This is a genomic window from Fictibacillus marinisediminis (genome assembly GCF_023149135.1).
In the GTDB taxonomy this organism is placed as follows: Bacteria; Bacillota; Bacilli; order Bacillales; family Fictibacillaceae; genus Fictibacillus_C; species Fictibacillus_C marinisediminis.
In genome coordinates, this window is sequence record NZ_JAIWJX010000002.1 from 1,208,076 (window position 1) to 1,229,408 (window position 21,333).

20 protein-coding genes are annotated in these 21,333 nt (G+C 43.5%); 14 read left to right on the top strand and 6 right to left on the bottom strand.

Annotated features, from left to right (window positions below; all coding sequences use genetic code 11):
• The first annotated feature begins 35 nt into the window (after positions 1-35).
• The 8 genes from LCY76_RS06655 (at position 36) to LCY76_RS06690 (ending at position 10,971) form a co-directional block, all read left to right on the top strand.
• Positions 36-1,283, top strand: a complete 1,248-nt coding sequence (locus LCY76_RS06655) for a M20 metallopeptidase family protein (protein ID WP_248251976.1) — start codon at positions 36-38, stop codon at positions 1,281-1,283.
• Complete coding sequence (locus LCY76_RS06660; RefSeq protein WP_248251977.1) at positions 1,273-2,328, top strand: homoserine dehydrogenase; 1,056 nt, start codon at positions 1,273-1,275, stop codon at positions 2,326-2,328. The genes LCY76_RS06655 and LCY76_RS06660 overlap by 11 nt, the downstream gene beginning before the upstream one ends.
• Before the next feature lie 22 nt (positions 2,329-2,350).
• Positions 2,351-3,790, top strand: a complete 1,440-nt coding sequence (locus LCY76_RS06665) for an aldehyde dehydrogenase family protein (RefSeq protein WP_248251978.1) — start codon at positions 2,351-2,353, stop codon at positions 3,788-3,790.
• A gap of 6 nt (positions 3,791-3,796) precedes the next feature.
• Positions 3,797-5,338, top strand: coding sequence for a glycine betaine/L-proline transporter ProP (gene proP, locus LCY76_RS06670; RefSeq protein WP_272885579.1), 1,542 nt, complete (start codon positions 3,797-3,799; stop codon positions 5,336-5,338).
• A 111-nt stretch (positions 5,339-5,449) separates the two neighbouring features.
• Complete coding sequence (locus tag LCY76_RS06675) at positions 5,450-6,919, top strand: MFS transporter (RefSeq protein ID WP_248251980.1); 1,470 nt, start codon at positions 5,450-5,452, stop codon at positions 6,917-6,919.
• A 161-nt stretch (positions 6,920-7,080) separates the two neighbouring features.
• Positions 7,081-7,569 (top strand): GNAT family N-acetyltransferase, encoded by a 489-nt coding sequence (locus LCY76_RS06680; protein WP_248251981.1) that lies wholly within the window; start codon positions 7,081-7,083, stop codon positions 7,567-7,569.
• 234 nt (positions 7,570-7,803) lie between these two features.
• Entirely contained in the window at positions 7,804-8,316 is a 513-nt protein-coding gene (locus LCY76_RS06685) for a hypothetical protein (protein WP_248251982.1), read from the top strand.
• A gap of 228 nt (positions 8,317-8,544) precedes the next feature.
• Entirely contained in the window at positions 8,545-10,971 is a 2,427-nt protein-coding gene (locus tag LCY76_RS06690; RefSeq protein ID WP_248251983.1) for a transglycosylase domain-containing protein, read from the top strand.
• A gap of 48 nt (positions 10,972-11,019) precedes the next feature.
• On the opposite strand, the gene LCY76_RS06695 is transcribed toward LCY76_RS06690, so the two are convergent.
• Entirely contained in the window at positions 11,020-11,382 is a 363-nt protein-coding gene (locus tag LCY76_RS06695) for a MerR family transcriptional regulator (protein WP_248251984.1), read from the bottom strand.
• A gap of 111 nt (positions 11,383-11,493) precedes the next feature.
• Here LCY76_RS06695 and LCY76_RS06700 point away from each other — a divergent pair, with 111 nt between their 5' ends.
• Positions 11,494-12,252, top strand: coding sequence for an SDR family NAD(P)-dependent oxidoreductase (locus LCY76_RS06700; RefSeq protein WP_248251985.1), 759 nt, complete (start codon positions 11,494-11,496; stop codon positions 12,250-12,252).
• Between the two features lie 44 nt (positions 12,253-12,296).
• On the opposite strand, the gene LCY76_RS06705 is transcribed toward LCY76_RS06700, so the two are convergent.
• Complete coding sequence (locus LCY76_RS06705) at positions 12,297-12,845, bottom strand: GNAT family N-acetyltransferase (protein ID WP_091008836.1); 549 nt, start codon at positions 12,843-12,845, stop codon at positions 12,297-12,299.
• 114 nt (positions 12,846-12,959) lie between these two features.
• Between LCY76_RS06705 and LCY76_RS06710 the strand changes: the two genes are divergently transcribed.
• The 5 genes from LCY76_RS06710 (at position 12,960) to LCY76_RS06730 (ending at position 16,312) form a co-directional block, all read left to right on the top strand.
• The gene (locus LCY76_RS06710) at positions 12,960-13,100 is read left to right on the top strand and encodes a winged helix-turn-helix transcriptional regulator (protein WP_091008840.1); all 141 of its coding nucleotides are present in this window, start codon (positions 12,960-12,962) and stop codon (positions 13,098-13,100) included.
• Positions 13,101-13,240: 140 nt separating this feature from the next.
• Entirely contained in the window at positions 13,241-13,567 is a 327-nt protein-coding gene (locus tag LCY76_RS06715) for a hypothetical protein (protein ID WP_248251986.1), read from the top strand.
• Positions 13,568-13,614: 47 nt separating this feature from the next.
• Positions 13,615-14,289 carry an AlkZ-related protein gene (locus LCY76_RS06720; RefSeq protein WP_248251987.1) on the top strand — a complete coding sequence of 225 codons (675 nt, stop codon included), beginning with the start codon at positions 13,615-13,617 and terminating at the stop codon, positions 14,287-14,289.
• A gap of 16 nt (positions 14,290-14,305) precedes the next feature.
• The gene (locus tag LCY76_RS06725; RefSeq protein ID WP_248251988.1) at positions 14,306-14,515 is read left to right on the top strand and encodes a short-chain dehydrogenase; all 210 of its coding nucleotides are present in this window, start codon (positions 14,306-14,308) and stop codon (positions 14,513-14,515) included.
• 117 nt (positions 14,516-14,632) lie between these two features.
• Entirely contained in the window at positions 14,633-16,312 is a 1,680-nt protein-coding gene (locus tag LCY76_RS06730) for an alpha-keto acid decarboxylase family protein (protein WP_248251989.1), read from the top strand.
• 247 nt (positions 16,313-16,559) lie between these two features.
• Here the strand turns inward: LCY76_RS06730 and bioA are convergent, their stop codons facing one another.
• The 4 genes from bioA to pepF all read right to left on the bottom strand — a co-directional run bounded on the left by bioA (position 16,560) and on the right by pepF (position 21,129).
• Complete coding sequence (gene bioA / locus LCY76_RS06735) at positions 16,560-17,936, bottom strand: adenosylmethionine--8-amino-7-oxononanoate transaminase (RefSeq protein WP_248251990.1); 1,377 nt, start codon at positions 17,934-17,936, stop codon at positions 16,560-16,562.
• Positions 17,917-18,639 (bottom strand): dethiobiotin synthase, encoded by a 723-nt coding sequence (gene bioD, locus LCY76_RS06740; RefSeq protein ID WP_248251991.1) that lies wholly within the window; start codon positions 18,637-18,639, stop codon positions 17,917-17,919. The genes bioA and bioD overlap by 20 nt, the downstream gene beginning before the upstream one ends.
• Complete coding sequence (locus tag LCY76_RS06745; protein ID WP_248254612.1) at positions 18,618-19,202, bottom strand: biotin transporter BioY; 585 nt, start codon at positions 19,200-19,202, stop codon at positions 18,618-18,620. Before LCY76_RS06745 ends, bioD begins: the two co-directional genes overlap by 22 nt.
• Positions 19,203-19,341: 139 nt before the next feature.
• Entirely contained in the window at positions 19,342-21,129 is a 1,788-nt protein-coding gene (pepF, locus tag LCY76_RS06750; protein ID WP_248251992.1) for an oligoendopeptidase F, read from the bottom strand.
• Between the last annotated feature and the right edge of the window lie 204 nt (positions 21,130-21,333).

Sequence of the window (21,333 nt, forward strand, 5' to 3'; positions counted from 1 at the left end):
AAGATAGCAAGTGTGTTTGAGGAGATGAATGACAAATGGCAAATCATCAGTTTGTTGCTGCTTCGGTAAAAGGGTTGAATGAAAAATTGATTGCATGGAGGCGGCAGATCCATCAAAATCCTGAACTCAGTTTTCAGGAATTTGAAACGTCAAGCCTGGTGGCAGAAACATTAAGGCGGATTCCCGGAATGAAAACGGAGATCGGAGTGGGTGTTCCCACTGGTGTTGTAGGAACCCTTACCTCAGGGGAAGGACCGGTCATCGCCATCCGCGCAGACATGGATGCCTTACCCATTCAAGAGAAAAATGCAATTGGTTACAAATCCGGGAACGAGGGTGTGATGCATGCTTGCGGTCATGATGCCCATACGTCCATCCTGCTGGGGGTTGCCAGCCTTCTGGCAGATGCATTTGAACGGGGAGATATACAGGGTACGGTAAAATTTGTTTTTCAGCCGGCCGAAGAAAGCATTGATGAACACGGACTGTCAGGTTCTCCATATATGGTTCAGGCAGGAGCCTATGATGAAGCAGATGCAGCCATAGCCCTCCATATGTGCCCTTGGCTTCCAGCTGGTGCTATTCAAGTGAACGATGGCTACAGCATGGCCAATGTTGATGTGTTCCAGGGCAAAATTTATGGAACAGGAGGACACGGTGCTTATCCTGAACAGGGAGCCGACCCCATTTGGATGCTGGGGCCTGTCATGCAGGCACTGCATGGCATTGTGGCACGGAAAGTATCGGCAATGGAGTCAGCCGTGATCAGCATAGGTGAGATCCATGCGGGTTCGGCAAGCAATATTATTCCTACCGAGGTATCCATATCGGGAACGATTCGCAGCTATTCACCTGAAATACGCGGCATGCTCGCCTCAGAATTGGAAAAGGCGTTTTCGATTGTACAGCCTCTAGGTGGGGAGTACTCTTTCAAAGTAGACCGGGGCGAGCCTGCGCTGAAGAATCATAAAACCATCAACAAGTGGTTTATGGAGGCGGCAAGAGAGCTTTATCCCGAAATCACGATTAAAAGAGGCCCGTTTGGAATGGGCGGAGAAGATTTTGGATATGTAACACAGAAAACGCCGGGTGCCATGTTCTTTCTGGGATGTGCCGAGCAAGGACAAGACCAGAGAGATTTGCACACTCCATTTTTTGATATAAATGAAGACTGCCTGCCAATCGGGACAGCGATTCTAGCACAGACAGCTATAAAGTATTTAAAAGGCGAGGTATTCCTGCCGAGCCGTGAAAAGGTGGAGGTAGACACATATGGCACATAAACTTGCTTTTATTGGGTTTGGAACAGTCGGCCAGGGATTGGCTGAAATTCTAAGGGACAAGCACGAACATTTAAAGGCTAAAGAGCATTTTGAAGCTGAAATTGTGGCTATCTCTGATTTTAACAAAGGTTCAATCTATCACCCAAACGGTCTGAACATTAATACGGTTTTACAAGTGCTGCGGGAGACTGGAAATCTGGAAAACTACCCGCCGGCCCCTGGCCTCGTGACCGGCTGGGACAGCCTAAGGACCATTCGTGAAACTAATGCGGATAGCATTATTGAGGTTTCGTATACCGATGTACGTACAGGACAGCCGGCCATCGATCATTGCCGGACGGCATTCTTGGCGAAAAAAAATGTGGTCATGACCAATAAGGGCCCGGTTGCATTGGCGTATAAAGAGCTTTCTGAATTGGCAAAAGAGGAAGGGGTGTACTGGGGATTTGAAGGAACCGTCATGAGCGGAACCCCTTCATTAAGGATGCCTGCTGCCGCTTTGGCGGGGAATGAGATTACAGAAATTCGGGGCATCTTAAACGGTACTACCAATTTTATCTTAACCAAAATGGAAGAAGAGGGAGTAACGTATGAGGAAGCGTTGAAGGAAGCCCAAAAACTGGGTTATGCAGAAGCCGATCCAACCAGTGATGTTGAGGGCTATGATGCGCGATATAAGATTACCATTCTGTCAAACTATGTGATGAATGAACCTTTGCTGGTAGAAGAAGTATCATGCCGGGGGATTACAGATCTCACCCTGACGGATATTGAAGAGGCAAAAGCCGAAGGGAAACGGTGGAAACTGCTGGCCAAAGCTCGTAAAGAAAACGGGAAAGTTAATGCTTCTATCGCTCCTGAAAAGATCGATATGACTGATCCACTTGCTTCCATCAGCGGAGCTGTAAACGCCATTGCTTATGATTGTGATCTCTTAGGAACTGTTACGCTAAGCGGAGCAGGTGCAGGTAAGGTTGAAACAGGCTTTTCCTTGTTAATCGATTTAATTAACATTGATCGCGAAAAAAAACTCGTAAACATTTAAACAGTGGAAGGCGGGGATGTTGATGACGACTCAGGTTGCTGGCCAAAAGATGTTTTTAGCAGGAAAATGGGTACACCGTGATAGAACCATTGAGGTTCGGGACCCGCAGGATAACAGAATGATAGACACTGTTCCTGCAGCTTCAAGAGAAGATATGCTGGCTTGTATTGAGCACGCAAAAGAAGGAGCAAAGATTGCCGCCGCCATGCCGGTGTATGAACGGATGGCTGTCATTCATAAAGCGGCAGACTACATTGAAGCCAATAAAGAAAAGTACGCTTTGACCATTGCGAAGGAAGGCAGCAAGACGATTCGTGAAGCTGCTAAAGAAACCGAAAGATGCATTCAGACCCTCCGTATCAGTGCAGAAGAGGCAAGAAGGATTCAGGGGGAGACCATTCCCTTTGACCAAATGGAAGGGAACAACAACCGGGTCGGCTACTATCAGCGTTTTCCAATTGGAATCATTGGCGCGATCACTCCATTTAATGACCCCCTGAACCTGGTCGCCCATAAAGTAGGGCCGGCAATTGCTTCAGGAAACGCTATCATCGTAAAGCCGGCAACGGTCACTCCGCTAAGTGCGCTGCTGCTTGCTGAGGCATTTGCCCATGGGGGGCTGCCTACAAAAGTATTGTCCGTCATTACGGGACATGGAAGCGAGATCGGAGATGTTCTTGTCACTCACCCAGCCATTCGGATGATTTCCTTTACAGGAGGAGTAGAGGCTGGAGAAGAGATTGTAAGAAAAGCCGGCTTAAAAAAGGTGAGTATGGAACTCGGCTCTAATTCTCCGGTTATTGTTCTGGAAGATGCGGACTTGCATGATGCCGTTGAATCCACAGTCTCCGGGGCCTATTGGGCAGCCGGCCAAAACTGCCTGAGTGTGCAGAGAATCTATGTGCAGCAGAGCATTATGTCCGATTTTGAAAGGTCGTTTGTTAAGCGAACAAAACAGTATATCGTAGGCGATAAGCTGTCAGAGCTTACCGATATAGGTCCGCTAATCACTGAAAAGGAGGCGATTCGTGTAGAGAGTCTTGTGAACGAAGCCGTTGATAAAGGCGCTGAACTGCTGACAGGAGGCAAGCGTAATCAAGCGTTTTATTCTCCGACCGTTCTAAAGAATATTCCCGATGACAGCACGATTGCAAAAGAAGAAATTTTTGGCCCGGTTGTACTCCTATACGCTGTTGCGGATGTGGATGAGGCCATTGATAAATCCAATGAAGTAAGCTACGGGCTGCAGGCAGGTATTTTTACAAAAAACATTGATAAAGCTCAAAAAGCGATTGCCAGGATGGATGTAGGAGGCATCATGATCAACGACAGCAGTGACTACCGAATCGATGCCATGCCGTTTGGCGGGGTGAAGAAGTCAGGCTTGGGACGGGAAGGCATTAAATTTGCGATACAAGAAATGACAGAACCAAAAGTCGTTTGTTATAAACTATCTAACTGAAAAGAGATGAGTGAGAAAACAAGCAAGATTTACGGTATTAAGAGGAGGTACGATGTGGAAAGAGGACAAATAGAAAAGCTGACCAAAGAGGATATCACAGTTGTTGACAATAAAATTGCGAAAAAATCAATATTTGGAACATCCCTTGGCAATGCCATGGAGTGGTTTGATTTTGGCATCTATTCCTACTTAGCGGTTACGATTGGTAAAGTATTTTTCCCTGAAATCGATCCTTCTGCCCAGTTAATCTATGCTTTTGCCACGTTTGCGGTGGCATTTATCGCGAGGCCGATCGGCGGTATAGTGTTTGGAATGATGGGTGACCGTTTAGGCCGAAAGAAAGTTTTGGCCATAACGTTAATCATGATGGCCATTGCCACATTAAGCATCGGACTCATTCCGGGCTATGCAACGATCGGAGCCGCAGCACCAGTTTTATTGCTTGTTGCAAGAATGATACAAGGCTTTTCAACCGGCGGAGAGTATGCAGGTGCGATGACGTTTATCGCTGAATCTACACCTGATAAGAAACGAGGGTTTATGTCAAGCGGCCTTGAAGTCGGAACACTTGTCGGGTTCATCGCCGGATCGGGATTCGTTACTCTGCTTACCTTTCTGCTTGGATCTGAAACTATGCTTGAATGGGGCTGGAGAATTCCTTTCTTAATTGCCGCACCTTTAGGGCTGATCGGGTTTTATTTCAGATCGCATCTGGAAGAAACCCCGGCATTCCAGGCGATGAAGGAATCGGCAAAAGAGAGGAAACAGCAAACCTCCCTGAAACATATTTTTACGGAGCACTGGCGTTCCCTTTTGATTTGCATTGGCGTCGTTTTTTTCTATAACACCATAAACTATATGATTCTTACGTATATGCCCTCTTATTTATCAGAACAGCTTGGTTTTGGTGAAACAAAGGGGCTGGTCCTCATCCTATTTGTCATGATGGCAATGATTCCCTTTGTTTTGGCAATGGGATACTGGGGTGATCGGATCGGAAGAAACCGCCTGATTAAAGGAGCGTTAATCGGTACGATCGTTCTCAGCATTCCGGCGTTCCTCATGATGGGCACGGGTTCAAGCATTTTGGCTTTTCTGGGATTGCTGACCCTGAGCTGTTTGTTTACAGCCTTTCAAGGCACATTACCTGCAGCATTGCCGTCGTTTTTTTTCACAGAGGTACGATATGGTTCCTTGGCGATAACGTACAATGTTTCAACCTCCATCTTTGGCGGAACTACACCTTTAATCGTAGCATGGCTCGTTAAAGCAACGAATAACAGTATGCTGCCGGCTTATTATTTGATCACGGTCTGTGTTATCGGGATCGTTGTAGTAGCATTATTCGTTAAAGAAACAGCAGGAAGATCATTAAGGGGATCGTACCCCGCTGTAGAAGATCCTAGTGAGATAAAGGAAATACTAATAAATTCAGAGGAAGCTTTGTGGTGGAAGGAAGAAGTTCGGGAGAGAAATGAAAGAGCAGCATTGAAAGAAAAAATAAGCATTTTGGGATCTCAGCAGAAAAATGTAGGAAACATCCGATAAAATTGTTGCAGGCTGCCGAGGCTGATTCGGCAGCCTTTTTATATGAAAATGGTTAGTTTGGGATTGATTTAGGGAAATGGTTTAGTACAACAACTTTTAATTTTATGTAGTATGAGGAGGCACGCTGTGGATAGAAAAAATAGTAATAGATTACAAAAAGAAGATATTACGGTTGTTGATACAAAAATCGCAAAACAATCGATACTGGGGACCTCGCTCGGTAATGCCATGGAATGGTTTGATTTTGGTATTTATTCTTATTTAGCGGTAACCATTGGCAAAGTGTTTTTTCCTGAAGTCGATTCTTCTGCCCAGGTGATTTATGCTTTTGCGACATTTGCAGTAGCATTTATCGCGAGGCCGATCGGCGGTGTAGTGTTTGGAATAATGGGTGACCGTTTAGGGCGAAAAAAGGTACTGGCCATTACATTGATCATGATGGCGATTGCAACACTCAGTCTCGGGCTAATACCCGGCTATAAGTCGATCGGGATTGTGGCGCCCATCCTTCTGCTGGTTGCCAGATTGGTGCAAGGCTTCTCAACCGGCGGTGAATACGCTGGGGCCATGACGTTTATTGCAGAATCAACACCGGATAAAAAGCGCAGTTTTATGTCAAGCGTTTTAGAGGTAGGAACTTTGGCCGGCTATATTGCTGGTTCAGGGCTTGTGACCCTGCTGACCTTTATTCTAGGTTCGGAAGCCATGCTGGAATGGGGCTGGAGAATTCCGTTCTTTATTGCAGCTCCACTAGGTTTAATCGGTTTATATTTCCGTTCTCACCTCGAGGAAACACCTGCTTTTCAGGCAATGGAGGAAGAACAAGAGGAAAAGAAGAAGGATTCGTCTCTTAAAGAAATTTTCCTCAATCATTGGAGATCCCTATTGATCTGTGTAGGCATTGTGCTCTTTTACAATACAATTGTCTACATGGTGCTAACCTATATGCCGACTTACCTTTCTGAACAGATTGGTTATGGAGAAACAAAAGGGCTGCTGCTCATTCTCATTGTAATGGTTATTATGATTCCTTTCGTTTTGGGGATGGGGTATTTGGGTGACCGGATTGGAAGAAATAAAGTTTTGATAGGAGCTTTGGTTCTAACCATTCTTTTGAGCATACCGGCCTTTATGCTAGCAGGGAATGAAAATGGCAATAATGCCTTCTTCGGAGTGCTGATTCTGGGATGTCTGCTCACCGCTTTTCAGGGAACGCTCCCGGCAACACTTCCTTCTTTATTTTTTACAAACGTTCGATATGGATCACTAGCCATCACTTACAATGTCTCTACTTCCATCTTTGGCGGAACGACTCCGCTCATTGTCGCCTGGCTGGTGAAAGAAACCAATAATAAACTGCTGCCGGCCTATTATTTAATGGCTGTCTGTACGATCGGCATTGTTGTTGTAGCTTTCTTTGTCAAAGAAACAGCAGGCCGTTCATTGCGTGGATCTCTTCCAGCTGTAGAAGACCCAGGCGAGATCAAAGAGATCTTGCAGGATCCTGATGAAGCTTTATGGTGGGAAGAAGAAGTGCCAGCTAGTGAGGGGAAACCGGTTGGTGAGAGTAAACAAGCGTAAAACTATATTTAATGAGGCTGTCGAGGAGACTTGGCAGCCTGTTTGATGGTGTCTCGTCGGCGAATTGAACCAAACTCAGAAATGGCAGGTTAAAAGAGGATTAGCAGACTGAGGGAAGAATAGTTTTTTAGAAGACATGGAATAGAGAAAGGAAGTTACAGATGAAATTGGAAACAGAGCGGTTATTCATCATACCCTGCAGCAAACCATACATAGAATCGCTATCGACTGATGCATATCCAATCAGAAACCAAATTAAGTCCCACGTTGAACGGTTAGAACAAGACCCTGAGCTATACGGATGGGGTGTGTGGCTGGTCACAGAAAAGGAAACGGGAATGATTGTCGGAGATATTGGATTCAAAGGGAAACCCAGTGCCGAACGAACAGTAGAGGTCGGTTATGGTATCATTCCGTCTGCTCAGCAAAAAGGATACGCCACCGAATCAGTAAAGGCGATAATCGATTGGGCCTTTACTTCTGACCAAGTTAACCGCGTCATTGCAGAATGCCTGATAAACAATGATCCTTCCATTCGGGTATTGGAAAAAATAAACATGAAGCGTTTAGGGCAAGAGGGTGAAATGCTGAATTGGGAGCTAAAAAAGGAAGAAGCGGGATTGACTAAGAATACTGCAGCGTTCTCATGATATGAGGGCTGCTTTTTTATTTTAGTAAAACTTTCAATTCATTTTATGATAAACTGTAAGTAATTGGTATTTATTTGGGAATTGATCTTAAACATGGTCTATTTTGGTACCCGTCCTTCTGATTTCATTGGTTGTATCCATCTTTGCAAAAAAGGAGAAGAAAAAGAGAAATAGACTTCAAACAATAAGAGAATAAGCAATTGAAATAGCCTTCAATGGAAATGGGGTTTGTTGATGAAAAACGGCTGGGGAGCTGCGTTTGTGTTATCTTTTATCGCAGCAGGAATCTATTTATATGTGGTTAATTACGGGTACCACACCAAAAAAGAGGCACTGCAGAAGGGCTGGACGAAAGAAGCCATTGAATTAAACACGGAGAAGGTTCAATCGGTTCCTGTCCCCAATAGCCCTTATGTTCTGGAGATTACGAAAGCACCACATAAAATTTATGTTTTTAAAATAACAAATCATTTTGGTAAATATAAAGCATCCCTGGTTGGTGTAAATCTTTTATATCAGAGCATCAATAAAGATGGAATGTATTTTAACAAAAATTTACTGGAATTTGGTTTCGATACTGATAAACCGAGGAATAAAGATATTTATATTGATCATCAAAAAATGAAATACCTCTCTTTGGGCAAGTACTTTTCTAAAAGCAAGTTTGCCTGGAGCTACCAAAACTTATCCTTTTATTACCCTGAGCAACCAATGGAAACAAAGGCTATTGGTCCTGCATATCACTAAAAGCAGCATTTGAACGAGACATCATGTTCTTGTTCTTTTTTTAATTCATATAGATTAAAAAGCTGGAAAAACGGGTACTAGTACTTCTGACCTGTTTGTAATAAAAATGTAACATTTATGAGATGTATTCGTATTATTTTCTATAAAAATAGTATAAAATTGGTGTTCAGGAAAAATAAACTATTTCAGCATAGGGAACAGCATGGAACAATTTAAGGAGAGTTAATGATGGAAAAGAAAAATTCAGCTTCACGATTGGAAAGAAGAAAACAGAACAAAAGGCCAAAACGTTTTCGAAAATTCCTTACATACAGTACACTAACTTTTCTTGTTCTCTTTCTTTTAGTGGTTATTGGCGGGGGCGCAACCGTATTTTCAGTTGCAAAAGGCGCTCCTGAATTGAACCCCGAAAACCTGAAGTATTCACGTACTTCCACCGTCTATGACATGAACAATGAGAAAGTCGTTTCAATCAGCGGGAAGGAAAAGAGAGATTATGCTCACATTAAAGATATTCCGCCGCTTGTTCGGAACGCTTTTATTGCGACAGAAGACGTTCGATTCTACAAACATAACGGAATTGATACGAAAAGGGTCGCAGGAGCCATTCTTTCCAATATAACTCACGGATTTGGTTCAGAAGGTGCCAGTACAATCACACAGCAGGTTGTAAAAAACTCGTTCTTATCACCAGAAAAGACAGTAACTAGGAAGGTACAAGAAGCCTATTTGGCGATCCAGCTTGAACGGAAATATTCCAAGGATCAGATTCTTGAATTCTATTTAAATAAAATTTATTTCGGCAATAGTGCCTATGGAGTAAAAACAGCAGCAAAAACGTATTTTAACAAGCCTCTGGACCAGCTGACCATCGGCGAGGCTGCATTGCTTGCTGGACTGCCACAGCGTCCGAGCGGGTATGATCCATTCGTACATCCAGAATTAGCGGAACAGCGAAGAAATGTGGTCTTGTCGCTTCTGCACAAAAACGGATATATTTCTGAGCAGGAAAAAGTAAAAGCGCAGCAGCAGCCAATTAAGAAAATGCTTGTGAAACCTAAGAAGTCTCAGCCGAGATACGAAGCGTTTTTACAGCAGGTCATTAAAGACGCACGAAAAGAAGGCATTTCTGAAAAAGAACTGTTTGAAGGCGGATTGAAAATCTACACGACGCTTGACCAGGATGCCCAATCTCAAGCAGAAAAAATCTTATCAACGGAGGATTATGTCCGTTACCCAGACAATAAATTTCAGGCGGGGGTCGTTCTCCTTGATACTGAAACCGGCCAGATTCGTGCTATAGGCGGCAACAGGCTGGACGACAACAAACAGGCCATCAGAGGATTTAACTATGCGACCGATACAGAAAGACAGCCGGGATCGACGATTAAACCGATTCTTGACTACGGCCCGGCGATTGAATACTTGAAATGGTCTACGAGTACCCCGATCAAGGATGAGCCGCTCGAAATCAACGGCAAGCAGTTCCAGAACTGGGATAAAACCTATCATGGTACGCTTTCTATGAGAGAAGCACTCGTCCAATCGTATAACATTCCTGCCATTAAAACGTTCCAGGCAGTAGGAGAAGCGAACGCGAAACAGTTTGCAGGAAACCTTGGAATTAAGCTGGATACGATCTATCCGTCCTATGCGATCGGCGGATTCAATAAAGGGGTTTCTCCATTAACGATGGCCGGTGCGTATTCTGCTTTTGGAAACAAGGGCGTCTATCATCAGCCTACAACATTAAGAAAGATTGAATATCCGAATGGAGAAGTGAAGCAGTTTAGCCACCAGCCAAAAACTGCCATGAGCGATTACACAGCTTACATGGTAACGGATATGCTGAAGAGTGTTGTCAATAACGGAACCGGCCGCATGGCTCAGATTCCAGGATTGGATGTAGCCGGTAAGACAGGAACGACGAACCTTCCAGCCAATGTCTATGGCAACGGCTCGACCGATTCATGGTTTGTCGGTTATACCACACGCTATACAGCAGCTGTCTGGACAGGATATGATCACCCGGGCCAGGATGCTTATGTAAAGAAAGAAGACCAAGTGATCGCTAAGCTGATCTTTAAAGAACTGGTATCCCATGTTTCAGCAAATAAGCTCACTGCCGATTTCCAAAAACCGGGATCTGTCGTTTCACGAGGCTCTGAGCTTTACGTGCAAGGAACTTCGATGCCGGCTATAGCACAGCCAAGCCATAAGGAAGACAAAAAAGAAGATCCATCAGCTGATGCTGAAAAAGAAAAGCAAGATAAAGAAAAAGAGAAAAAAGAAGAAGACCAAAAGAAAAAAGATGATAAAGAAAAACCTAATGATGACGGTAAAACAAAACCGGATACACCGGTCACACCGCCTAAAGACGATCAAGGCGGCAACGATCAGGGTGGCAATGGCCAAGGCGGAAATGGCGGAACAGATCAGGGTGGGAATGATCAAGGCGGAGGCAAACAGGATAAGCCGACAGATCCAACAACCCCGCCTAAAGATAAGCCAGGAGATGGCACTACGAATCCGGGTACAGGTGATAAACCAACGGATCCTGGAACCGAGCCGCCGAAAGAACAGAATGATACGAAAAAACCAGAGGAAGCAAAGCCGAGTTCCGTGGAAAAGAATACCACGCAAACCGAACAGTAACGTGAAAACCAGCACCTAGGTTCTGAAATCAGAACTAGGTGCTGGTTTTTAAATGCTCGGATTGATCATTTCTTTATAGGATCCGATTTTATGATCCAGCATCTTTTCAGTTTCCTGAAGGGTGCTGATTTGCTCCCTCACCGAGTTTCGATGCTCTTCGAGGAGACGGAGACGTGCTTCCTGCGTATGTTCTCCTTCTTGATACAGCCTTGAATATTCCCTTATTTTAACCAACGGCATTTGCGTCTGTTTTAATTTAATGACGAACCGCAGCCAGGCAATGTGGGAGTCGCCATATTCCCGTTCACCATGATCGTTGCGATCAGGTAAAATAATTTGTTCTTTTTCATAATAACGCAATGTGTGAGAACTGATTTCCAGTAACTTTGCTGCCTCACTAATACTGTACATTTTATCCTCCTATTGATTCATTCTTCAAGAAAGTATAATTAAAGTTTGACTTAGAGTAAACTCTAACCCTTATAATCACCACAAGGCAAGAAATTATTGGAGGTGCTTTTTATGAAATATACCGTAATTACAGGTGCAAGTTCAGGAATTGGGTTTGAAACGGCGCTTGAATTTGCCGCACGAGGAAAAAACCTGGTAATCGCTGCACGCCGCGAAGAAAAATTGGAGGAGTTAAAGACAGAAATCGCGAAGGTTAATTCAGAATTAGAAGTTGTAGTTCGTGTCACTGACTTATCTGTTTCGAAAAATGCGTACGAGCTGTACGACAGCTTAAAAGATCTTGAAATTGAAACCTGGATCAACAATGCCGGGTTCGGAAACTTTGCATCTGTAGGAGATCAAGATTTAAATAAAATAGGAGATATGCTTCATTTAAACATCGAAGCATTGACGATCTTATCTTCTCTCTTTGTTCGTGATTATGCAAACACAGAGGGTACACAGCTGATTAATATCTCTTCAGCTGGCGGTTATACGATTGTAGGGAGTGCGATTACGTATTGTGCAACTAAATTTTACGTCAGTGCTTTTACAGAAGGACTTGCACAGGAACTAAAAGCAAACGGAGCAAAAATGCAAGCGAAGGTACTGGCCCCTGCTGCCACAGAAACCGAATTTGCGCAGCGCTCTATGGATTTGGATAAGTTTGAGTATGAAGGTGCGGTTCCTGAGTACCACACGGCTAAACAGATGGCTGGATTTTTGCTGGATCTCTATGACAGCAGCAAGGTTGTAGGAATTGTGAATGGCGAAACCTATGAATTTGCGCTTAAAGACCCAATTTATCCGTATGTATCAAGAACAAGATAAATATCATTACTGAAAGGGTGGAGCTGATATCAGCTCCACCCTTTTTAATGGTTACATCCAATCTCTCTTTTGCTTCGTAAAACAGTTATAAAACCATCCAATATATCATGACTCACAGTAAATCCTTTACGTTTATAGAATTCCAGTGCATTAGTATTGCCATTTGAGACATAAATAAAATAATCTTCCACATCGTCAAATTGCTTGATCCAATCCATGGACATATGAAAAAGTTTGGATCCAATCCCATATTGCCTGTACTCTTCTTTAATATAAAATTGAGATAAACAGCCTACATGATCTCTGTTAACAGAAGAAAGATCAAAAAAAGTGGCAAATTCATTGGAATAGGCTTCTTTAGGAGAGATATTGGAATATACATATCCTACAATTTGATCATCATCTTTAACTACCACTGTATAATTGTGAACGGCATTATTTATTGATGGAATCAGCCTTGTTTCAAAATTCATGTTGTCAAACAATTCAGGTGTTATGTAGGATTTTGATTTTTGAAAGGCCATGAGTTCATTGCAAATTTCTCTGCAGCATTCAATTTTTTCATCAGGTAAAACTTCATATTTTAACTTCAAAACTATCACTCCTTTATTTATCCTACTATTAATCAACTACGATATAATTTTATTACATAATCAAAGTAAAACAAGTATGCAGTATTTTATGTCTAAGTCAGAAAAAACTGATTAATGGAGAACCAAGGACTTATCATTCGAAAGCAATTTATGGAAATTCCACCAAGAGTAGAATACTCACTGACAAAGGCAGGAGAGGACTTGATCCCATCTTTAAAATCACTGGCTGAATGGGGAAAGTCCATGCAAAATTAAATACGTCTCGATTAATTATGGTATATAATGGAATTACGTGGATCTTTTCAGGCATGTTTTTGATTTTGGGTGGTGTGTGACGAAACGCCATTACAGAAGACAAAAAACGAAATTAACCTCAAGATCCAAGGGGGGAAAGGGTGTCTAAAACCATTATCTGCGATAGATGTACAAAAGAAATTACACTTAAAGATGATTTAGTTACGGTAACGATGTTTTTTGAGGTGATCCCTTATCACGAGGAGTGCTATGCGCACGATCTAAAAGGAACGATATCTTTCTTTCTTAACAACCGATCGCTCAATGGTCTCTCAGGCAACATTTCTATGGTGATCTCCATTTTATTTGGGTTATGGTTGGTCTTTTTTACGGAAGGGTCCTTAAGGTTTGTTTCCCTTCTCGTTCTTATCCCGATAATATACCGATTGTACTCTTATCTGGCGTATGAAAGGCACTTGGAAGCTTAGGGGAAAGATGGATACATAATAAGGAAAGAGCAAAGGGGAATGAGTGAATGCTTGATTATAAAATTAAAACGTACGAAAAAGCCATTGATATTGTGAATGAAGTAGGGTTGCTGCCGCTTGCTCCTTTGTTTCCCGATTTTCCCTCACTTAGCAGTATTACGGTTAAGGAAAATTGGTATACGGAGACCGAATTTGATCCTTGGGGCTGGAGAACGCGGTTTGCTGCAGATGGAATAGCCGCGTACGGAAAATTTGTTAAGAAAAAATCTGTTCTCATCTCCCGCGAACTCCTTCCTTATATAAGAACGGTTCTGGGGAATCCAATGTCTGTGAAGGACCGTTATTATAATGGCATGCTGTCAAAAGATGCCTTCGATCTTCACTCACACATCCTGCAGGAAGAAGGAATTGATACGAGGCTTTTAAGGGCAAAGGCTGATATGAAAGCAAAAGAGAAAAAGAAAGCCTTCGACAACGGATTGCTCGAACTTCAGGCCTCTCTTGATATTGTCGTCTCCGGTACAAAGGAGAAACAAAAGGCAATCGGCGAAAAAAATGGCTGGAACAGCACTTCCTATGAGACGATTGAGCATTGGACAGAAAAAAATAAGATAGAAAATATAGAGATTGATCGAGAGGAAGCACTCCAGAAGCTGTTCCAGCATTTTTCAGTAATCAGCAGTCCAGAGTCTATGAAAAAATTCCAGAAACTATTTCTGTAAAAATAGGAGTGGGGCAATGAAACGAGAATTATCCCAGCTGGTTTTTACTTTTGTATTTGCAGTCATTCTGTTTTATTGTGTCCTTTACTTTCTTGAAACAAATGATGTTGCCATCACCTTTCTTTTGTGTTTATTTGTTACCCACCAGTTGCTTGAGAAAAATCAGTGGTTTATTGATTGGTATCTATCTTTTAATACTGAAGGAGAGAACAATGATAGACGATAGACAGAAAAACTCCTGAAGTAATTCAGGAGTTTTCTTCATGTCTCACATATTGGATCAGCGATTAGCATAGAAGGGTTTGGGTATATAAATAGGAGTAGGAGATGAACCATTGAAGGAGTGAGTAGTTTGGCAGAAAGCAGAACGGTGGGACAATATTTATTGGATTGTTTAAAAAGAGAAGGAATATCAGAAGTCTTCGGGGTGCCGGGTGATTATAACTTTTCATTGCTGGATACGCTTGAAAGCGATAGCGGCCTTTCTTTTATTACGAATAGAAATGAGCTGAATGCAGGATATGCAGCAGATGCATACGCACGGATTAACGGTATATCGGCACTCATTACAACATTTGGGGTCGGCGAAATGAGTGCGACGAACGCAATTGCCGGCGCATTCAGTGAAGACGTGCCTGTGATACAGATCGTTGGCTCGCCAAAATCAAAAATGCAGAAGGATAAAGAGCTGGCTCATCACACATTAATGGATGGTGATTATGATGTTTTTCGAAAAGTGTACGAAAACATCACTGCATATACGGCTGTTCTGACACCGGAAAACGCAGCTCGGGAAATCCCGGCTGCCATTCAAGCGGCAAAGCAAAAGAAAAAGCCAGTTTATTTAAGTGTTGCGATCGACTTGGTGACTCAGCCGATCATCTTTCATGAAACGGAAGTAACACAGACGAAGAGCAGTCAAACCGCACTTCAGGCTGCGCTAAAACAGATTACTGGGATGGTGGAAGAGGCAAAGAAAGCAGTCATTCTTGTTGATATGAAAGCCATTCGCTACCGGCTGCAGGATCAAGTGCATCAGCTAGCAGAACAACTCAAAGTTCCTGTCGCTTCACTCATGCAAGGGAAGAGCGGGTTTGATGAAAGCCATCCACAGTACATCGGTGTATACGGTGGAGCTTTTGGACAGGAAGAGGTAACTAAAACGGTTGAAGAAGCCGACTGCATTTTTGCGATTGGCGTACAATGGACCGATGTGAATACGTCAAAACATACGATTAAACTGAATCCCTTAAAAATTGTTGAGATCCAGCCTGAATCTGTAAAGGTCGGAGCAGCGAGTTATTTGAACGTAAAAGCGGAGGACCTTTTACATGAGTTAACAAATATTGGATTTAAACAGGAGAGTTCAATCGGTGACATCGCATTTCCTTACGGTACGGTGAGCGGCGGGGGAGAGGAACCAATCAAGGCTGCATCTTACTATCCAAGATTTCAGCACATGCTCAGGGAAAATGATGTGGTTGTTGTTGAGACAGGTTCGTTATCTTATGGAATGTCACAAATCAGGCTGCCGAAAGGAGCGACTTATATTGCACAGGGTGGCTGGCAAAGCATCGGGTTTGCTACTCCTGCGGCGTTCGGGGCATGTATGGCGGCGAAGGACCGGCGTGTTCTTCTTTTTACTGGTGATGGCTCATTGCAGCTGACCGTACAGGAAATTAGCTCGATGCTAGAGAACGGCTGCAAACCCATCATCTTTATTTTGAATAACAATGGATATACCATTGAAAAGTACTTGAACGTTAAAGTGGAGATTGAGAAACAGAAGTATAACGAGATCCCTTCCTGGAAGTATACCAAGCTGGCAGAAGCGTTCGGAAGAGAGGCGTTTACGAAACAGGTGTGGACGAACCAGGAACTGGACGATGCCATCACTGAGGCTGAACGATTACAGGGAGAAAAACTTTGTATGATCGAACTGGTCGTTGAAGATCCGATGGACGCGCCGGAATATTTGCAGAAGATGCGTGCATTTTTGGAGAAACAAGAAAAAAAGAAGTAATGAAGGAGGGGCTGTCCTGAAAGTCGAAAATTGACCTTCAGCAGCTCCTTTTTGGCTTGAAAATCTTCAATGAAAAGTTGATTGAAGTGGAAGGTGCGAGACTCCTGCGGGACTAGCGTGACAGGTGAGACTCCCGCAGGCGCTAGCGCCAAGAGGCTCACCGCACGCCCCGCGGAAAGCGAGCACCCTGGAACGGAAATCAACAGCTTACAGACTTCTTGGACAGCCCCTTTTTTGATAGACCGACTTATCGAACGGCCAGGCTTTCGCATGCTTCCTGAATCGAGCGGTAGGTGATGTCCACCATCGTGTGCAGTTCTTCGTCAGTCATGGACAGGATCGGCATCATCGTAATGACCGAGCCAAGTTCCCGAATGATCAGTCGATGCTCCCGGGCATTTTGGATAATACGGGAGATAACGCCTTCCTGGACACTGAACGTTTCTTTGGTCGTGCGGTCCTTCACAATTTCAATACCGATCATCAAGCCTCGCTGCCGCACTTCACCGACATTCGGAAGCTCATAAAGGGTATCCAATTTTGCGGAAATCTTTTCTGCTTTTCGCTGAATGTCCGCCACAAGATTCCGTTGTTCAATCAGCTCTATATTTTTTAATGCGAGGGAACAGGCGAGCTGGTTGCCGGTATACGTGTGGCCGTGATAGAAGGTTTTGTGCTCGTCCTGTTCTCCTAAAAAGGCATTAAAGATCCTGTCATGTGTGATGGTAGCGGCGAGCGGCATGTAACCGCCGGTGATCCCTTTACCCATGCACATTAAATCAGGAACAACGTCTTCCTGCTCGCATGCAAACAGTGTCCCAGTTCGGCCGAAGCCGACTGCTACTTCATCACAGATCAATAGCACATCGTATTTTCGGCACAGCTGTTCGACCCCTTTTAAGAAGCCTTCAGGGTGTGTCAGTATGCCGGCAGCTCCTTGGACGAGCGGCTCCATAATTACTCCGGCGATCTCTTCGGAATGTGATTTTAAAAGTGATTCCAGTTCAGTAAGGCAGTAATCTTTTACTGCTTTTTCATTACCCAGATCTGTCATCCGGTAAGAATAAGGAGACGGAGAAGGGATGCGTTCAAAGAGAAGCGGCCGAAAGATTCTGTGAAACAAATCCATCCCTCCGACACTTACAGCACCGACTGTATCGCCGTGGTACGCTTCGTTCATGGATACGAATTTGTTTTTACTGGCATATTTTTCAGAATCGAGATTTTTCCAGTATTGGTAGGCGATCTTAAGCGCAATCTCTACTGCTGCTGCTCCTGTATCGGAATAAAATACGTTGGAGAGATTGCCCGGTGTGATCTCAGCCAGTTTTTTAGCCAACAGGATGGAAGGAACATTCGCTGAACCGAGCAGGGTGGAATGGGCAACTTTCTCGACCTGTTCGATGAGTGCTCTGTTCAGCTCTGGTTCGCTGTGGCCGTGGACATTCACCCATAGTGAAGCGTAGCCGTCGAGATACCGGTTGCCTTCTGTATCGTAAAGGTAGCTGCCTTTTCCGCTCTCTATAATCAACGGTTTGGATTCTCGGTAGGTTTTCATTTGGGTAAAAGGATGCCAGACATACTCTTTGTCCCATTGTTCTAGTTCAGTGGATGGAGTACTCATTGAAAAACACCTCTTTCAGTAGCTGTAAATAGTGTTGGTCTTTTAAAAGTGATGCAATGTAAGCAGGCAGATCTTCTTTTACATTCTTAAAGGCTGGGATGCGCACAAGCGGCTCCAGACCGGTCAGTTTTGTTATCGTTTCAACATTATCTCTGTGGATTATATTGTCATGTTGAAAGAAATTAAAAAGGATGGTTTTGATATCAATGTTCTGCAAGGCTGTATAGAACTGTGTGGTAAGAACATGATGGATGGATCCAAGTCCGCTGTTTGAAACGAAAATGACAGGCAGTCCACAATCTTTAATAAGATCAGCTGTCATATAAAAATGCGTATCCTGTTCAATGAGAGGGACGGCAATCCCGCCGGCACCCTCAACAAGGACAATCTCGTATTCTTCTTTAAGTGCGTGAATTCGATCGATGACGCGCTGTTCATCAACCTTTCTGCCTGTCAATTTAATCGCGAGGTGGGGAGAGGTTTCCGGCTCCAGCATATACATGCCGCAATCTTTCACACCGAGCTGTTCCTCATACCAGGAGATATCAGGATATGTATGATTTTCACGATCAAGGCCGGTCTGAAACGGTTTGAATATCGTTACGCTTTTTCCCAAGGAAGTGAGGGATAGGTACAGCAGGCTGGTGGCCACCGTTTTACCGATTTCGGTTCCGGTGCCGGTTATAAAGTAGGCTTGGCCCATGTTCTTTCATTCTCCTTTCTGTTGATGAATCGTGCCATACGGGGACGGGTCTGCACGATAAATACCGCACATAAAAAACAGAGAAGCAAGTCTCCGGGAACAGGCAGCAAAAAGCCGTAAAGAAACGTTTGGCTTAGCGTAAATGGCGTATTCACAAACCAGTTCATGGCGGCATAAAGCCAAGCACAGCCGAAAAAATAGACAGTTAGCAGTGAGGCTAAATTAGCAGCAAACACAGATTTAACTTTTTCAAGCTGAAAGCGGTGGATAATCCAGCCGTTGACAAAGGCAGCGATGACATAGCCGATTAGATAGCCAAAAGTCGGTTTAAATACATAGCTGAACCCCCCGCCATCAGCAAAAACAGGAATTCCGATGAGGCCGATCAAGACATAGCAAAGCTGGCTGATCAGGCCCAATCGCGGACCGAGCAGGGCACCGGCAAGATAGACCGATAGAATCTGCAGGGTAAAGGGGATATACGGGATGGGAACCTTAATAAATGCACCAATCGCGGTCATGGCAGCAAATAAAGCTACATACGATATGCTTCTGGTGTTCAGGATGATCACCTCCTTCAATATTAAAAGCCTAGTACAAGTTTGCCTGATTAATAAATTAAATGTCAACCAAAAATAAAATTAAGTTGACATTAGGAATGAAAAAGATGACCCTTAAACTAAAGGGTCATCTTTTAATTTCTTATAATTGTGCAAATTCCTCTACCAGTTCCTCAAAGCGTTTCAGCGCATTGACGATCGGCTCTGGGGTTGTTAAGTCGACCCCTGTCTTTTTCAAAAGATCGAGCGGATAATCAGAGCTTCCACTTTTTAAGAAATCCAAGTAGGAGTCAAGGGTCTGTTGGTCGCCGTCTAAGATTTTTGTAGCGAGGTGGATAGCTGACGCAAACCCTGTAGCATATTTGTAAACATAAAATGGACGGTAGAAATGAGGGATTCTGGACCAGCCGTATTTCACTTCTTCATCAAATACCACAGTATCGCCGTTGTACTCTCTAAACAGATTTTCATAGATTTGGTTGAAGACCTCAGCATTCAGCGGCTGGCCTTCTTCTGCGAGTGCATGGGTTTTCATCTCAAACTCGGCAAACATCACTTGCGTAAACAATGTTCCTTTGAACTGATCGATAAAATGATTCAGTAAATGTTTTTTAATATCTTTGTGGGTTTCCTTGTTCAGCAGGTAATTGATCAGAAGTACTTCGTTAACGGTAGAAGCAACCTCCGCGACAAAAATGCTGTAGCCGGCTGTGATTTTTGGCTGATGCTTATTGGAATAATGGCTGTGCATCGCATGTCCCATTTCGTGGGCCAGCGTAAAGAGGCTGTCTAAATCATCCTGATGGTTCAGAAGCACGAAAGGATGAACGCCGTACAACCCAAGATTATAAGCTCCAGAACGTTTTCCGCGTGTTTCCCTAACGTCGATATAACGTGCATTTTTAAACTCTTTCAATCGTTCAACATAATCATTGCCAAGCGGCGCCAGTGCTTTAACCATCGTTTCATAGGCTTCTTGATAGGGAATGTCCAGCTTAACTCCTTTTACAAGGGGAGCGCTAAGATCGTATTGGCGCAGCTCATCAAGTCCCAGTTTCTCTTTTCTGATCTCTGTGTACCGGTGCATGGACTTAATGTTTTCTTTTGTGGTGGCTATGAGATTTTCATAGACTTCTTTCGGTACGTTATCACCAAATAAACCTTTTTCAAGAGCAGAAGGATAGTTGCGGATTTCCGCAAGCGAGACATTGTTTTTAACCGCAGATGAAAGGGTGGATGCAATCGTATTTTTTAATGCCACATAGGGTTCATAATAAGCTTTGTATGCTTCTTTTCTTACTTCACGGTCTTCGTCCTCAATCAATTTGGAATACATGCCTCGGGTCATTTCAGCCTTTTTACCATCTTTATCAGTGACTTCGCCGAACTTAATATCCGCGTTATTAATCATGCTGAATGTGCCGCTTGGAGAGGAGAGCGCTTCACCCAGGCGGGAAACAATTTTCTCCTGCTCTTTACTCAGGACATGGGACTTGTAGCGAAAGGAATCAAACAGATCTTCTTCAAAGTAGTTCAGCCCTTCATCCTCTGCGATATATTCCTTCAGCTGTGCTTCGTCCAAACTTAACAGGAAAGGCATAAAGAATGAAGTGGCAGAGCTGATTTTCACTCCGGCATGCTTCGCGCGATCCAATAAGGACTGAGAATCTGAGTTTCGCGTATCCACGTCCACATTCAGCATGGCATAAACATAAACGAGATTGAACGTGTGGGAGAGCTCTTCTTGTTTAGTGAGATATTCAAGCAGTGACTTACCTGAATCAATGTTTCCATCAAACGCCTTTAATTCCTCAGTCATTACCTTTACTTGTTCATAATCCTTTTCCCATTCATCCAGTGAAGGATAAATATCGGTCAGGTTCCATTTCTCTTGTTCAGGAACATCATTTCTTGATTGGTATGTGGTCATATACGTAACTCCTTCTGCATGAAATATCTTATTCTCTTATGTGTATTATAGGTCCCATAATATGATTATTGAATTTATTAGACTTATAGGGTGGATTCTCCTTCTTTCAAAGGAAATAAGAGGAAGATGGAGGTGGGACGTATCGATAATAAATTCGTTTTTTCGATAATATCAGGATTATCAATAATAAAAAGCCATTTTTGA

Bases quoted from the DNA above. Each gene is read 5' to 3' on its own strand.
- LCY76_RS06655 (WP_248251976.1), top strand. From the start codon at position 36: ATGGCAAATCATCAGTTTGTTGCTGCTTCGGTAAAAGGGTTGAATGAA.
- LCY76_RS06660 (WP_248251977.1), top strand. From the start codon at position 1,273: ATGGCACATAAACTTGCTTTTATTGGGTTTGGAACAGTCGGCCAGGGA.
- LCY76_RS06665 (WP_248251978.1), top strand. From the start codon at position 2,351: ATGACGACTCAGGTTGCTGGCCAAAAGATGTTTTTAGCAGGAAAATGG.
- proP (WP_272885579.1), top strand. From the start codon at position 3,797: ATGAGTGAGAAAACAAGCAAGATTTACGGTATTAAGAGGAGGTACGAT.
- LCY76_RS06675 (WP_248251980.1), top strand. From the start codon at position 5,450: ATGAGGAGGCACGCTGTGGATAGAAAAAATAGTAATAGATTACAAAAA.
- LCY76_RS06680 (WP_248251981.1), top strand. From the start codon at position 7,081: ATGAAATTGGAAACAGAGCGGTTATTCATCATACCCTGCAGCAAACCA.
- LCY76_RS06685 (WP_248251982.1), top strand. From the start codon at position 7,804: ATGAAAAACGGCTGGGGAGCTGCGTTTGTGTTATCTTTTATCGCAGCA.
- LCY76_RS06690 (WP_248251983.1), top strand. From the start codon at position 8,545: ATGGAAAAGAAAAATTCAGCTTCACGATTGGAAAGAAGAAAACAGAAC.
- LCY76_RS06695 (WP_248251984.1), bottom strand. From the start codon at position 11,382: ATGTACAGTATTAGTGAGGCAGCAAAGTTACTGGAAATCAGTTCTCAC.
- LCY76_RS06700 (WP_248251985.1), top strand. From the start codon at position 11,494: ATGAAATATACCGTAATTACAGGTGCAAGTTCAGGAATTGGGTTTGAA.
- LCY76_RS06710 (WP_091008840.1), top strand. From the start codon at position 12,960: ATGGAGAACCAAGGACTTATCATTCGAAAGCAATTTATGGAAATTCCA.
- LCY76_RS06720 (WP_248251987.1), top strand. From the start codon at position 13,615: ATGCTTGATTATAAAATTAAAACGTACGAAAAAGCCATTGATATTGTG.
- LCY76_RS06725 (WP_248251988.1), top strand. From the start codon at position 14,306: ATGAAACGAGAATTATCCCAGCTGGTTTTTACTTTTGTATTTGCAGTC.
- bioA (WP_248251990.1), bottom strand. From the start codon at position 17,936: ATGAGTACTCCATCCACTGAACTAGAACAATGGGACAAAGAGTATGTC.
- bioD (WP_248251991.1), bottom strand. From the start codon at position 18,639: ATGGGCCAAGCCTACTTTATAACCGGCACCGGAACCGAAATCGGTAAA.
- pepF (WP_248251992.1), bottom strand. From the start codon at position 21,129: ATGACCACATACCAATCAAGAAATGATGTTCCTGAACAAGAGAAATGG.